This is a genomic window from Streptomyces sp. NBC_01669, from assembly GCF_026339735.1.
GTDB lineage: Bacteria > Actinomycetota > Actinomycetes > Streptomycetales > Streptomycetaceae > Streptomyces > Streptomyces yanii.
In genome coordinates this window covers 8,646,571-8,660,381 of sequence record NZ_JAPEQG010000001.1, presented here as the reverse complement: position 1 = coordinate 8,660,381, position 13,811 = coordinate 8,646,571, and the positions used below count along the sequence as shown (strand labels likewise).

Here is a 13,811-nt window from a genome sequence, read left to right as displayed (position 1 = left end):
ACTGCTGCTGGACCCGCACCGGTCGAGTGGCAGGGGTCGTCGGCAGGAGGGCGGTGATCGAGTTCATGAGCAGATGGTGGGGCCGTGCGGGAGCGGGAGCAACCCATTTCTTTTTCGGGCGTGCGGCCGCATCGGCATGGGGACTCCGTACTGCGATCCGTTGATGTGGGGCCGCTCCCGAGCCATTACGCTCCTTCGTCATGACCGAACCCACCTACGTACGTACCACCCGGGCGTCCTACGACACCGTCGCGGCCGACTACGCCGAGCTCTTGAGAACGGAACTCGGACGCAGGCCGCTGGACCGGGCGATGCTCGCCGCGTTCGTCGAACTCGTACAGGCCTCCGATGCCGGACCGGTCGCCGACATCGGCTGCGGTCCCGGGCGGGTGACAGGACACCTGCAGTCCCTGGGACTGACCGCACGGGGCATCGACCTCTCGCCCGAGATGGTCGCGGTGGCCCGTAAGACGTACCCGGACCTGCGTTTCGACGTGGGTTCGATGAATGCCCTCGACCTGGACGACGACAGTCTCGGCGGCATCGTCGCCTGGTACTCCATCATCCACACGCCGCCCGAGCTGTTGCCCGAGGTGTTCGCCGAATTCCACCGGGTGCTGGCCCCGGGCGGCCATTTGCTGCTGGCCTTCAAGGCCGGGGACGAGATCCGGCATCTGGACCACGCGTACGGCCATGCACTGGCGCTCGACGTCTACTGGCTGGAACCCGAGCGTGTGGCCGAGCTCCTGAGTCGGGCCGGACTCCTCGTGGACGCCAGGCTCGTGCGCGAGGCCGGCTGGAACGACGCAGGCCCCCAGGCGTTCCTCATGGTCCGCAAACCGGCGCATCCGTAGTCGTTGCCCGGACCGTCCCCGTTTCCCACCGGGGCCATGGGGGACGGGCCCGCCCTCTCGGGGCCGGCGAACAATCTCAGCAGCACATGGTTGCAGCCCGGCAGCAGTCAATGCGGGCCGCACCATGTGACGTTCCACCGCGGCGGCGAGAAGAGGGGGAAGTCGGCCGTCCTGCGGCTGCCCTCAATGGGCCGGCCGATCCAGGCCTCCGCTCCCCCGCCGACCACGGTACAGGCGCCGGATGGCTGCTTCGAAAACTGGGGACCACCAGCGCCTCGTGATCCAGCTCCTGGCCCGGAATTGGCATGTGACTATTTGTCATTTCCCGGCCGCCTCCGGGGCCTCCGGCTTGGGGTCGACCGGCTGGATCCCGGCCTGCCGGGCGACGTTCTCGCTGTGCTCCAGGTGGACACGCCCCTGCTCGCCGAGCTGGGCGAGCACGCCCGCGAGAACCGTCTCGACCGTGGCCAGCGTCGGCACCATGCTGTCGTACGGCGACGGCTCCGCAACCCGGCTGGGCAGGACGACATCGGCGAGATGGGTCACCGGCGACAGCCAGGCATCGGTGAAGAGGACGATCTTGCTGCCGCACTGCCTGGCCATCTCCGTGATGACGATCTTGTCCGGTTCGTAACGGCGGTAGTCGAACACCACGAGGACGTCCTGCCTGCCCAGCCCCGCGAGCACGGCGGTCCTCTCCACGTCCCGGTCCGGCAGGATCACCACCTCACCCCGCAACTGCATCAGATGCAGGCCGAGATACTGCGCCAGCAGGTGGGTGAACCGGCCGCCGACGAGGACGATCCGACGTTTGGGGTGGCTGAGCAGTGCCACTGCGGCCTCCACGTCGTGCGGGGGAAGCTCGCGCAGGGTACGGGCCACCTCGGCACTGAAGACGTCCTGGCCACTGCCGGCACGCGCCGTTCCGGAGCCGTCGTCCTCCTGCACCAGGGGCGGGGTGGTGCCGTACCCGCGGGTGCTGTACAGAGCCAGCGGCGAGGCGCTGCGCTCGTCGAGCTCCTCCCGCAGGGCCGCCTGGAAGTCGGGGAAACCCTTGTAGCCGAGTCTGTTCACGAATCGGATCACCGTGGGGGCGCTCACGCCGGCCCGTTCCGCGAGCGTGGCCACGGTCTCGAAGCCTGCCGACGGATAGCCCGCGAGCAGCACCCGGGCAACTTTGCGTTCGGCGGGACTGAGGTCACCGATGCGGTGCCGGATCTCTTCGGCAAGTGAGGACATGGGCCGGGCCACCTTTCCAAAGGGGTTCAGATTACGCGGCGCCCGGCCCCGAGCTGTGTCCGCACGGACGACGGGCCGCATCCGGGGGGCCGGTCAGTGGCCTCCGGCGTCGCCGAGCGCCACGATCAGGGCTGCCAGCAGAGCCACACGGCGCGGAACGGTCGTGACGTCGAGCCACTCGTCCGGGCCGTGGTCGCCGCCGCCGACCGGACCGAGGCCGTCGAGGGTGGGGACACCGGCTCCGGCGATGGTGTTGGCGTCGCCGACGCCGCCGGTGGCTGCGGCACCCAGGTCGATGGCGAGTTCCCTCCCGGCCTCCAGGGCATGGGTGAGCATGGCACGAGCCGCTGGGGTGTCCTCCATCGCCGGAATCGCTTCGGTCTGCCGGACGGTGGCGGTGGCGCCGGGTACGGAGAGGCTCGCGGCGGCCGCTTCGATCGCCTGACGGGCGTGTCGGATGCCGGCATCCGTCGACGACCGTACCTCCACATGAAGCTCCGCCTCGGGACAGACGATGTTGATGCGGCTGCCCGCCCTGATCATGCCCACGTTGACGGTGACGTCGCCCCAGCGCCCGTTCATCTGCTGGCATTCGATGAGGAGATGTGCGGCGGCCAGTGCGGCGTTCGCTCCGCGCTCCGGTTCGATTCCGGCATGCGCGGCCCGCCCCGTCACGGTGATCACGAAGTCCGCCACGCCCTTGCGGGCGACGACGAGGTCGCCGTTCTCCCGGGCGCATTCCAGGCCCAGCGCGTAGTGGATGCCATGGCTGAGGGACACGGTCACCGGACGGCTGGCCGGGGAGCCGACCTCCTCGTCGGGGGTGGCCAGGAAGACGAGCTCCGCGAAGTCCAGCATCCCTCGGCGCAGCAGGAGTTCCACGGCGGTGAGCCCGGCCAGGAGTCCTCCCTTGTCGTCGCTGACCCCGGGGCCGTGGGCGAGTGGCCCGCTTCGGCGGAAAGGCCGGTCCGCCGCGGTTCCGTCGTCGAACACGGTGTCCATGTGCCCGGCGAGCAGGATGCACCTTCCGCCACGCTCCACAGGCAGTTGTCCGCGCAACCGGCCCACGACCAGGTCACCGAAACGGGTGTCGCGGCCTTCGGCGGTGACGGGGACACGGTCCACCGCGAAGCCCAAGGACGTCAGGCGTCGCACGGTCCATGCCGCGACCTGATTGACTCCGTCGGGGCTGTACGAGCCGGAGTCGATGGAGACGAGGTGCTCCAGCTCCGCCAGATAGCGGTCGTGCAGGGCGACGGCGCCGGGGAGCAGCAGGGCCGCGGTGCGTGCCGCTGTGCCCTGCTGCCGCACGGGGGCGCTCACAGGACCTTCGACAGGAAGGCACGGGTGCGTTCCTGCCGCGGGTCGCCGAGTACCTGCCGCGGGGCGCCCGCTTCGACCACGACGCCACCGTCCATGAAGACGGCCGTGTCCGCGACTTCGCGGGCGAACCCGATTTCGTGGGTGACGACCACCATCGTCATTCCTTCCGAGGCCAGTTGACGCATGACGTCGAGAACTTCTCCGACCAGCTCCGGGTCCAGGGCGGACGTCGGTTCGTCGAAAAGCATCAGTTTGGGTTTCATCGCCAGGGCCCGTGCGATGGCAACACGCTGCTGCTGGCCGCCGGACAGCTGGGCAGGGTATCGGTCGGCGCGATCGGCGAGGCCGACGCGGTCCAGCAGGCGCAGGGCGTCCTCGCGGGCCTCGGCCCTGGTGGCGCCCGCGACCTTCACGGGTGCCTCCATGACGTTCTGCACCGCCGTCATGTGGGGGAAGAGATTGAACCGCTGGAACACCATCCCGATGTCCCGGCGGCTGCGGGCGATCTCGCGCTCCTTCAGCTCGTGGAGCCGGTTGCCCTGCTGCCGGTAGCCCACCGGCGCACCGTCGACGGACAGCCTGCCCCCGTCGAGCTTCTCCAGGTGGTTGATGCAGCGCAGGAACGTGGACTTCCCGGAGCCGGAGGGGCCCAGCAGGCAGCAGACCTGGCCGCGTTCCACCGTCAGGTCGATGCCCTGGAGCACGGCGACCTTCCCGAAGTGTTTGCGCACGCCCTCGGCGTGCACCATCGGCGTCTCCACTGTCTTCATCCCTTCGGTCCGGTCGGTGCGGGGGTGGTACGGGACAGGCTCAGCCGGGCTCCGGCGACGAGGCGTTGCAGTGGGCCGACGGCAGCGGCGGGGGCCATGCCGCGCCCGTACCTGCGTTCCAGCCAGGACTGCGGCAGGCTCAGGGCCGTGACGAGTATCAGGTACCAGATGGAGGCGACGACGAGCATGGGGATGACCTGGTAGTTCTGCGCGTACACGTCCTGGATGTTGGACATCAGGTCGTGGGCGGAGATCACCGAGACCAGCGCGGTCATCTTGAGCATGTTGATGGTCTCGTTGCCCAGTGGCGGGATGATGACCCGCATGGCCTGGGGCAGCACGATGCGCCGGGTGGTGAGGGACGGGCTCATGCCGAGCGAGTGCGCGGCCTCCGTCTGTCCCGGGTCGACGGACTGGATGCCGGCGCGGACGATCTCGCTCGCGTACGCCGCCTCGTTCAGCCCCAGCGCCAGGAGCGCGGCTACCGTGGGCGTGAGCAGGGCGTTGGTGTCGGCCTGCAGCAACGTGATGTGGGTGAACGGGATGCCGATCAGCACCTGTTGGTAGAGCGCGCCCGCGTATCCCCAGAAGATGATCTGGACGAGAAGGGGCGTGGAGCGGAAGACCCAGACGAAGGTGGTTCCCAGGGCGCGGAGTACGGGGTTGGACGACAGCCGCATCACCGCGACGAGGACGCCGAGGCCGAGCCCGATCGCCATGGCGGCCGCGGTGAGCCACAAGGTGGTGACCAGTCCGCTGAAGACGAGGTCGGCGAAGACGTAGCGTCCGACGATGTCCCAGTGCAGATTCTTGTTGCCGGCCAGGGAACCGATGAGTCCGATGAGGGCGGTGACGGCTGCCGCTGCGGCCAGCCACCGGCCCCAGTGCCGGACCGGCACGGCGGTCAGGGTGTCCGGGGCGGGCGCGGTCGGTGCGGGAACGCTCTTCATGGTCCCGGCGGGGGTCATGGCTGTCATGTCAGGACACCGCCGCGTTCTTGGTGGCTTCGTTCACCGCGATGGACTCGACACCGTACTTGGCGCAGATCTTGCGGAGCGTCCCGTCGTCGATGAGCGCCTGCACGGCCTTCTGGATGGCGTCGGTGAGCCCGGGCAGGCGTTTGGTGACGCCGATCCCGTTGGGGGTGGCCTCGTAGCCGCCGGCCGCCGCGGGGTCATTGACGACTGCGAAGGCCCGGCCGCCGTCGGCAGTCTTGGCGGTCCAGCCCGCGGCCGGCTTGGTCAGCAGGTCGGCTGCTACTTTCCGTGATCGCAGGGCGAGTTGGGCGTCTGAATCCTTCGGGAATGTCTGGATGGAGATGGGGCCCTTGCCCGCCTTCGCACACGCGGGCTGGTGGGCCTTGAGTACGTCCAGCTGATGGGTGGCGGCCTCCGCACCGACCTTCCTGCCACACAGGTCGTCGAGTCGGGAGATGTGGTCCGGGTTCCCTTTCGTGACGAGGATGCCCGAGCCGGACACGGAGTAGTCCACGAAGTCCAGGACCTGCTGGCGCTCCTTGGTGTCGGTCATGGCCGACATGACCGCGTCGAACTTGCCGGCCTGAATGGCCGGAACGATGCCGTCGAACTTCTGGGCGGTGAAGGCGAATCGCACCCCCAGTTTGGCTCCGAGCGCCTGCCCCAGGTCGTAGTCGAGGCCGGTGAGCTCGGGCTTGCCCTCGGTCACGAACATCACGAACGGCGCGTAAGGGACGTCGGTGGCGACTCTGACCTTGCCGGCGGACCTGACGTCGGCAGGGAGCGCGGCATGGAGCTTCGTATCCCTGGTGATGTGCACACCGGCGACGGTGGCGTCGACCGCGGGAGCGGCGGACTCGCTGTCGGTGCTGCCGCTGCCGCATGCGGACACGGTCATGGCCGATGTGATCAACAGTGCACCGGCCGCAACGGCGCGGCGGATCGGGTGAGTGTGCAACACGGGCCCCTCTCGCGGAACTGTCGTGCGGTTGGAATTCACCGCCGACGGACGTCCCGCACGTTACACACGGCGAAGGATTGCGCTCTACTGTAACGCTTATTACATGTCGATAACGACACGCTGCGAGGCGACGCACTCACTGATCCGCAGATGGCCCCCGGTCAGGGCAGCCTCGTGAACAACCGACTCAGAGCTGCTCGCGTTTCAGATCGCGGCAACATCAATCGATCTGTAACAGGCGTCGCCCGCAACGCCAGGCCGTCGACCGCGGCAGCCGCCGGCCCCACCCGCCCGCGCGGGCGGGGCCGGCGGCGCGGGCGCGGGCGCGAGGGAACCCGCCCACCCACAACGGACCGGCCCCCTGGAGGACCGTCGCCGAGCGGGAAGCGAAAGTGGGAACCCAGCGCATCCAACACCGTTCGGGATGCGCCCAGCACGCAACAGTGGGTCCACCACTCACTCACGCACACTGGTGAGGAACGGTGAACCCAGTGAGAGCGGGGCGTCCGACAGCACCATCGCGATGATTCCGCGGCCAGCGGGTCCGCTTCACGCCTGCTTCCGGCGGCTTGCCCGAAGCCTGTGCGCCGGCCGGGTCAGGCCGGGCGGTCGTCGGTGAGGTGCCGATCCTGCACCTTGGTCCGGTACAGCCACAGCAGTACCGCCACGACCAGAACGGCGAGTGCCACTCCCAGTTCTGTGTAGCCGCCGTATCCGGTGATGGAGAAGCCGGTCGCGCCCACCACCAGCACCACGGTGAGGAACCCGGCCAGCGTCCAGGCCAGGGGCACGAAGAACCGGGGCAGCCTGATGGGACGCACGGCGTCCGGACGGTCCTTTCGCAGCAGCGCGAAGCCGGAGACCGCCAGCACATGGACGAGGATGTATCCCAGGTTGCCCGTGACGATGATGGCCAGCGGGGTCTGAAGCACCGTCAGCACGAAGACATTGAGCACCAGGGCCACCAGCAGCGCCCGGGCCGGCACACCGCGCTTGTTCAGCACCCCCACCTGCCTGATGGTGAGCCCCGACTTGCCCATCTCGTACAGCACGCGGGAACCGTCCGCGAGACCGGTGATCATGATGAGCAGCAGCGAGGCGACGAGGAAGACCACCATGAGGTCGGAGGCGCCGCCCACCAGGTCCTGGAAGGCTCCGATGAAGAAGGTGGTGGGCTCCTCGCCGATGGCCTTCTCGCCGACGTACCCCGACAGGGTCAGTGGCAGCAGGATGAACACACCGAGGGAGAACAACACACCGGCGCGCAGGGCCCGGGAGGTGTCGCGCACCGTGTCCTTGTACTCGGGGGCGAAGGTCGCGCACACCTCCACACCGAACGACGTCCACGCCATGACGTACAGCCACACCAGCGCCTCGCGCAGCCCCGCGGCGCCGTGCAGATTCCAGTGCAGGCCCTGCGCGCTCCAGTCACCGGAGAACAGCGGCAGGACGATGAACACAGCGAGCGGCACGAGCAGCGCACCGCCGGTGACGTAGACGACCCACATGGCGACGTGCAGGCCGATCATCGCCGCGCCGAACAGCAGCAGCATCACGAGCAGGCCCACGGCTATGGGGAAGTCCACCTTCACCGGCCCGAACTCCACGCTCCAGTCCTGGCCGGGGAACCACTGGGCTTGGACGAACGAGCCGATGAGTCCGGAGTAGACGGCGAGGGCCGTCGTCCAGGGGAACCAGTAGCCGATGCTCGCGATCGGACCCACCACAGGCGCCCGCTTCTTCCAGCCCTCGGTCGCATAGTGCGCGATCCCTCCAGAGGAATCGGGGAACATCGCGGCCATCTCGGTGTAGATCCAGTTCGTCGCGGTGGCCAGCACCATCGAGGCCGTCCACAGGGCGATCGCACCCCAGGCGCCGAGTCCGCCGATGGAGGCGCCGAGCGAGGCGATGAGCGCCGCCGGCATGGTCAGCGACATCGCGAATCCGTCGAACCAGCTCATCTTTTTCGGCAGTGCCGGGGCGGACGCACCCGCCGATCCCGAGGAGTCCGAAGGGTCCGAAGGGTCCGACGAGGACGGGGCTGGGATCTGTGGCTGGGATGACATGGCGTTCCCCTCAGAGTGGGCGCAGACATGACAGTCGATGAGGCCTCGTTATAGAGGAGGCGAAAAATGCCTGTCAATACTCACGAAAAAGCAATGATCGACTTCCACTTTTGCTCATTCAGCAGTCTTGACAGTCCTTGATTGCCCAGCGAGTCTCCAGTCATCGCACCGGACCCGGGCCGGCGCGGCCCAGAGCCGATGCACCCTTTCCCGGTCAGGACAGGACAGAGAGGCCAACGCATGACCACCCCGACCGCCGACCGGCACCAGCTCTTCATCAACGGCGCGTACACCGAAGGCACTTCCGGGACCACCCACGAGGTCATCAGCCCCGCGACGGGCGAACGCGTGGGCACCTTCCCGCTGCCCGCGGCCGCCGACGTCGACGCCGCGGTGCGTGCCGCCAACGAGGCCCAGCCCGCCTGGGCCGCGACCAATGTGTGGACCCGTGCCGAGCTCTGCCACCGCATCGGTACGGAACTCGGCAAGCGCGTGGACGAACTCGCCCACCTCCAGTCCCTGGAGCAGGGCAAGCCGCTCGCCGAGTCCGTCGCCGACATCGAGGAGGCGGCCAAACTTTTCCACCTGCACGCCGAGGACGCCGTACGACTGCACGGCGAGACGCTGCCCTCCACCGACAACACCAAGCGGATGTTCACCTTCCAGCGCCCGGTGGGCACTTGGGGCATCATCACGCCGTGGAACTTCCCGCTGCTGATGCTCGCGGAGTTCGTCGCCCCCGGTCTCGCCACCGGCAACGCCCATGTCGTCAAGCCGCCGGCCAACACCCCGCTCACCGTCCTCAAGGCGATGGAGGCGTTCGTCGCCGCCGGACTGCCCGACGGCCTCGTCAACATCGTGCCCGGAGAGGGCGACACCGGCGATGCGCTGGTACGCCACGAGGGCATCCACGCGATCGGGTTCATCGGCTCCACCGCGACCGGCGCGAAGATCCAGTCCGCCGCCGGACTCAAGCGCTCCATCATGGAGTGCTCGGGCAACGGGCCGCTCGTCGTCCTCGCCGACGCCGATGTCGAGGCCGCCGCCAAGGCCGCTGTCGACGGTGCCTATCCGTGCGCCGGACAGGTCTGCTGCGCCACCGAACGCGTCATCGTGCACGCGGACATCCACGACGAGTTCGTCGAGGCCGTGCTCCGCGAGGCCCAGCGCATCACCCTCGGCGACCCGTTCGACCCCAAGACGGTTCTCGGCCCCCTCAACAACGAGGGCGTCGCGGCCAAGATGGACCGCCACATGGCCGACGCCCGCGAGCGCGGCGCGCGCATCCTGCTCGGCGGCAAGCGCGCTTCAGGGCACCCCACCGACCTCTACTACGAGTTCACCGTGGTCGACGGGGTGCCCGAGGACAGCCTGCTGTCCCGCGAGGAGTCCTTCGGCCCGGTCGTCCCGATCATCACCGGGCAGGACGAGGACGACCTTCTGCGCATCGCCAACGACGACAAACTGGGCCTTCAGGGTGCCGTCTTCACCCGCAGCATGACCTCCGCCTTCCGCTTCATCGAGGAAATGGCCGTCGGCCAGGTCGTCGTGAACGAGAGCAACAACTGGTGGGACATCAACATGCCTTTCGGCGGCGCCGGCAGCCGCTCCACCGGCTGGGGCCGCATCGGCGGCAAGTGGACGCTGATGGACATGACCGACACCCGTACCGGCGTCATCAGTCTCTGAGCTCCCCGCTCATCCGAACGTCCGCCGACCGGGGCCCCGACAGCATCGGGGCCCCGGCCCCGCACTGCCCCACCGAGCCGGCAACGAGGTACCCGCCCAGGTCATGCTGGACCTGCTCTCCGGCGGGCGCACGGAACGGCTCCGGCCCGCCATGATCCGCCGCCCTCCGGTGCCCTTCCCCCGGAGCCGGTCCGGCATCTCGGCGTCGAGGCCACCCGGTGGTCCATGGCCCGCGAGGACACGTACGGCCATCGCAACCTGTGGCTGCGCACCCTGGACCGACTCGGCCTCGGCTTCGACTCCTGAGCCGGGCAGGATAGGCCCGTACGACCAAAGATCCAGGCCCGCACACCGTGGCGGACCGTACATGAGAGCCGGAGCAACAGCATGAGCACGCTGGGTGGCAGCCCCCTGGACGACACCGACCGCCAGATCATCGCCGCACTCCAAGCGGACGGCCGCCGCCCGTACAGCCAGATCGCCGAAGAACTGGACATCCCCGCCTCCTCCGTGCGATACCGCGTCCAGCGCATGGAGGAGAACGGCACCCTCCAGATCGTCGGCATCGCAAACCCGCTCACCATCGGCTTCGACCGGTTCGCCATGGTCGGCATCCGGGTCAGGCCGGGCAGCGCCCAGGAGGTCTGCCGAAGACTGCGGGAGCTGCCCGAGACCTCGTACGTCATCATGACGGCAGGCACCTACGACGTGATGGCGGAGGTGATCTGCCGCGACACCAACCACTTCACCGACCTGATGAACCGCAGACTGCATCACATCGACGGAGTCGTCTCGACCGACTCGTTCTTCGTGCTGGAAGTGCACAAACTCGCGTACGGCTGGGGCGTCGGTGAGGTGGACACCTCGCTGCTCGACGCGCCGCAGCCGCCGCTCAGCGCCGGTCTCGACCAGCGCGCCTGAGCCGCGTCGCGCGCGTCGGCTCGCCTCCATCGGTGTCACCGACACCGTCTGTGCCCACGCCCGAGTCGGCTTCCAGCTCCGAGCCATCGACGCCGTCGGCGCCGCACTCGGCCGCCTGCCGAACACCAGGACCGCGCCGCAGACAGTCTCCACGACCTGGAACGGCGCTCCCAGCTGGGACACCAGCGGCAACATCAGGACCATGAAGCCGAACGGCAACGGCAGTCTGGCGGCGGGAGCCTCGACGACCTTCGGGTTCAGCGTCATGACGAACGGAAGCTCGGCGACGCCCTCCATCCGTGTGTGCACCGCCTCCTGAGCATCCATCACCGCTTGCCGCGGGGCGTGGCGATCTCCGGATCGTCGCGCCCTGCTCCGTCCGTTCCCGGCCGGCGCGGCTGCCCGGACCTCGCCGTTCCTCGCAGCCCTGCCCGCTGTCCGGCTCAGGCGGATGCGGGGGCAGGCACAGCGGCCGGCGCCGTCGCCGTCGACTCCCGTACGACCAGGCGCGGCCGGATGAGCAGCGAGCGCCCGGCCACCGGCGCCGAGTCGATCCGGGCCCTCAGCTGCTGAAACGTCTCGGCAGCCATCTCCGGAAGCGGCTGGCGGACCGTGGTGAGTGGCGGTTCGAAGAGGTCGGCGAGCAGGATGTCGTCGAAGCCGACCACCGAGACGTCCTGTCCGGCGGTGCGCCCGGCGTCCTTCGCGCCCCGGCAGATCCCGATCGCGCACATGTCGTTGATGGCGACGAACGCGGTGGGCGGGCGCGGTCCGGACAGCAGCTCCCGGGCGGCGTTACGGCCCAGCTCGGCGGCGTCCTTGTCGCCGAACTCGGTGGTGTCGGCGCCCGGCCAGACCACCGCGTCGGCCGGGTCGAGCCCCGCGGACTCCAGGGCCGCGCGGAAGCCGCGCAGTCGCTCACGACGGTTGACGCTGTTGACCGAGCCGGAGACGAACGCGAGGCGCCGGTGGCCCAGTTCGATGAGATGACGCGTGGCGAGCTCGGCGCCCATCGCGTTGTCCACGCTGATGCTGGCCAGCGACGGGGGGTCACCCGCCTGGGCGGTGCGGTCGAAGGCGACCATCTTCAGACCGCGGCTGAGCAACGGCGCCACATGGTCGAGCGACGGCAGTGAGGAGCAGAGCACCACTCCGCTCACCCCGTCGGCCAGCAGCTCCTCGCTGTACTTGAGTTCACGCGCCGGATCGCGCTCGCTGTTGCAGAGCAGCACGTGGTAGCCCTCGGCGAGCGCAATGGCCTCCAACTCGCGGGCGAGCGCCCCCCAGAAGGGGTTGGCCACCGACGGCACGATCAGACCGATGACCTTGATCCGGCCGGTGCGCAGCATCCGTGCCGCACGGTTCGGCCGGTAGCTGAGCTGCTCAATCGCCTGCTCGACACGGGCCAGGGTGGTCGCCTGCATACGGTCCGTACGCCCGTTGAGGACATTCGAGACCGTGCTCGCGGAGACCCCCGCAGCCTCCGCGACCTGATGGATCGTTACCCCGCTCATGCCACCTCCGGTTCGGAACGCGTTCCACCAGACTAGTGTACCGATTTACTGAACTCTCTTCACCGGTACACCTGTTAACTTCCCCGAAAATTCTTGAGCATCAGCTGTTGACGTCCCTCTTGAGGCGTTCCTAGCATCAGTGCATCGATTTACCAGCGTTTCCCAGCCATAGTTGGGATGTCATTGCTGGATCGATCCACAGTCTCCACCTCAAAAGGGGTGTCCCATGGAACTCAAAAGACGGTCGTTGCTTGCTGCCATCGGCGCGGGTACCGCTGCCGCCGCCCTCAGTGCGTGCGGCACCGGCACTTCGGCGGGCGGCTCCGCCGACGGCCCCGCCGAGGGTGAGATCACTCTGCTCACCCCGATCTACGAAGGCGCCGACGGCAAGACGCTGTTGGAGAAGGAGATACTCGGCGGCTTCCGGAAGAAGTACCCGGACGTCAAGGTCAACGTGGACTACACCACGTACGAACAGCTCAACGAGAAGATCACCACGGGGCTCGCGGGCGGTCTGCTGCCCGACGTGCTGATGATGGGCGTGGGCTGGATCCCGCCGTTCGCCGCGAAGAAGGCGATCGCCGAGCTGCCGGAGAAGTTCGCCACCGCGCACGACTACGAGAAGCGGGTCCTGGAGCCGTCCCGGTACGACGGGAAGCTGTACGCGCTGCCGGTCGTCCTCGACACCCGCATCGTCGTCTACCGCAAGGACCACTTCGCCGAGGCCGGCATCAAGAAGACCCCGGCGAACTGGGCCGAACTGCGCGCCGTGGCCAAGCAGCTGACCAAGAACGGCCGGTTCGGATTCGACCCGTTCTCCATCCATCTGCGCCAGTGCTGGGAGACCTTCCTCTTCGCCAACGGCGGCCAGTTGTTCAGCGCCGATGGCAAGAAGGTGCTGTTCACCGACGCCCGCGGGGTCGAGGCGCTGCAGTTCTTCAAGGACCTGATCAAGGACGGCTCCGCCGTCTACGCCAAGAAGACGGACCTCGGGGCCCCGACCAACGTACAGACCGGCAAGGCGTCGATGATGATGACGAGCAGTGCCCTGTGGAAGCAGGTCGGGGAACAGAATCCGGAACTCCTCAAGGACGACAAGCTCGGGGCGTTCGTCCTCGCCAACCGCAAGCCCGCGATGCTCCAGGGCGGCACGCTGGTCACCCAGTCCGCCAGTTCCAAGCACCCCGCGGCGGCCCGTGCGCTCGTCGAGTACCTCGCGACGCCCGAGTCGATCCTCGGTGCGGCCAAGCAGCGAGGATCGGTTCCCGGGCTGAAGGATCTCAGCGACTCCAGCTATGTGAAGGAGAACAAGTTCGTCGATCTCTCCCTGCAGAGCATGGGTGACGCGTGTTCGGAGGGCGGCACCGCTGCCTGGATGGAGATCCGCGAAAAGATCAAGCCCACGCTGGAGCCCGCCATCGTGGGCAACCAGTCAGCGAAGGACGCCATCGCGGAACTCGGCCGGCTAGCCGAGGCCGCCATCGGCCGGATGTAAGG

The 13,811-nt window shown here is 68.4% G+C and carries 12 protein-coding genes and 1 pseudogene; 6 read left to right on the top strand and 7 right to left on the bottom strand.

Annotated elements, in window-relative coordinates; genetic code table 11:
• The first annotated feature begins 200 nt into the window (after window positions 1-200).
• A complete protein-coding gene (locus OG972_RS38750; protein ID WP_266989557.1) occupies window positions 201-854 on the top strand; it encodes a class I SAM-dependent methyltransferase in 654 nt (217 codons plus the stop codon).
• 318 nt (window positions 855-1,172) lie between these two features.
• Here the strand turns inward: OG972_RS38750 and OG972_RS38745 are convergent, their stop codons facing one another.
• The 6 genes from OG972_RS38745 to OG972_RS38720 form a co-directional block, all read right to left on the bottom strand.
• A complete protein-coding gene (locus tag OG972_RS38745) occupies window positions 1,173-2,093 on the bottom strand; it encodes a MurR/RpiR family transcriptional regulator (protein ID WP_266989555.1) in 921 nt (306 codons plus the stop codon).
• 93 nt (window positions 2,094-2,186) lie between these two features.
• Window positions 2,187-3,416 (bottom strand): M20/M25/M40 family metallo-hydrolase, encoded by a 1,230-nt coding sequence (locus OG972_RS38740; RefSeq protein WP_266989553.1) that lies wholly within the window; start codon window positions 3,414-3,416, stop codon window positions 2,187-2,189.
• The gene (locus OG972_RS38735) at window positions 3,413-4,165 is read right to left on the bottom strand and encodes an amino acid ABC transporter ATP-binding protein (protein ID WP_266990997.1); all 753 of its coding nucleotides are present in this window, start codon (window positions 4,163-4,165) and stop codon (window positions 3,413-3,415) included. The genes OG972_RS38740 and OG972_RS38735 overlap by 4 nt, the downstream gene beginning before the upstream one ends.
• A gap of 17 nt (window positions 4,166-4,182) precedes the next feature.
• Window positions 4,183-5,163, bottom strand: a complete 981-nt coding sequence (locus OG972_RS38730) for an amino acid ABC transporter permease (protein WP_266989551.1) — start codon at window positions 5,161-5,163, stop codon at window positions 4,183-4,185.
• A gap of 1 nt (window position 5,164) precedes the next feature.
• Window positions 5,165-6,061 carry an ABC transporter substrate-binding protein gene (locus OG972_RS38725; protein ID WP_266989549.1) on the bottom strand — a complete coding sequence of 299 codons (897 nt, stop codon included), beginning with the start codon at window positions 6,059-6,061 and terminating at the stop codon, window positions 5,165-5,167.
• 659 nt (window positions 6,062-6,720) lie between these two features.
• A complete protein-coding gene (locus tag OG972_RS38720; RefSeq protein WP_266989547.1) occupies window positions 6,721-8,085 on the bottom strand; it encodes an APC family permease in 1,365 nt (454 codons plus the stop codon).
• 345 nt (window positions 8,086-8,430) lie between these two features.
• Here OG972_RS38720 and OG972_RS38715 point away from each other — a divergent pair, with 345 nt between their 5' ends.
• The 4 genes and pseudogenes from OG972_RS38715 to OG972_RS38700 all read left to right on the top strand — a co-directional run bounded on the left by OG972_RS38715 (window position 8,431) and on the right by OG972_RS38700 (window position 11,119).
• A complete protein-coding gene (locus tag OG972_RS38715; protein WP_266989545.1) occupies window positions 8,431-9,879 on the top strand; it encodes an aldehyde dehydrogenase in 1,449 nt (482 codons plus the stop codon).
• Between the two features lie 94 nt (window positions 9,880-9,973).
• Window positions 9,974-10,185, top strand: a pseudogene (locus OG972_RS38710) (FAD-dependent oxidoreductase); the annotation flags it as partial.
• An 81-nt stretch (window positions 10,186-10,266) separates the two neighbouring features.
• Window positions 10,267-10,800 carry an Lrp/AsnC family transcriptional regulator gene (locus tag OG972_RS38705; RefSeq protein ID WP_266989543.1) on the top strand — a complete coding sequence of 178 codons (534 nt, stop codon included), beginning with the start codon at window positions 10,267-10,269 and terminating at the stop codon, window positions 10,798-10,800.
• A complete protein-coding gene (locus OG972_RS38700) occupies window positions 10,730-11,119 on the top strand; it encodes a hypothetical protein (protein WP_266991070.1) in 390 nt (129 codons plus the stop codon). Before OG972_RS38705 ends, OG972_RS38700 begins: the two co-directional genes overlap by 71 nt.
• A gap of 124 nt (window positions 11,120-11,243) precedes the next feature.
• Here the strand turns inward: OG972_RS38700 and OG972_RS38695 are convergent, their stop codons facing one another.
• On the bottom strand, window positions 11,244-12,314 hold the full coding sequence (locus OG972_RS38695; RefSeq protein ID WP_266989541.1) for a LacI family DNA-binding transcriptional regulator: 1,071 nt from the start codon (window positions 12,312-12,314) through the stop codon (window positions 11,244-11,246).
• Between the two features lie 226 nt (window positions 12,315-12,540).
• On the opposite strand from OG972_RS38695, the gene OG972_RS38690 reads away from it, so the two are divergent.
• Window positions 12,541-13,809 (top strand): ABC transporter substrate-binding protein, encoded by a 1,269-nt coding sequence (locus tag OG972_RS38690; RefSeq protein ID WP_266989539.1) that lies wholly within the window; start codon window positions 12,541-12,543, stop codon window positions 13,807-13,809.
• Window positions 13,810-13,811 lie beyond the last annotated feature (2 nt).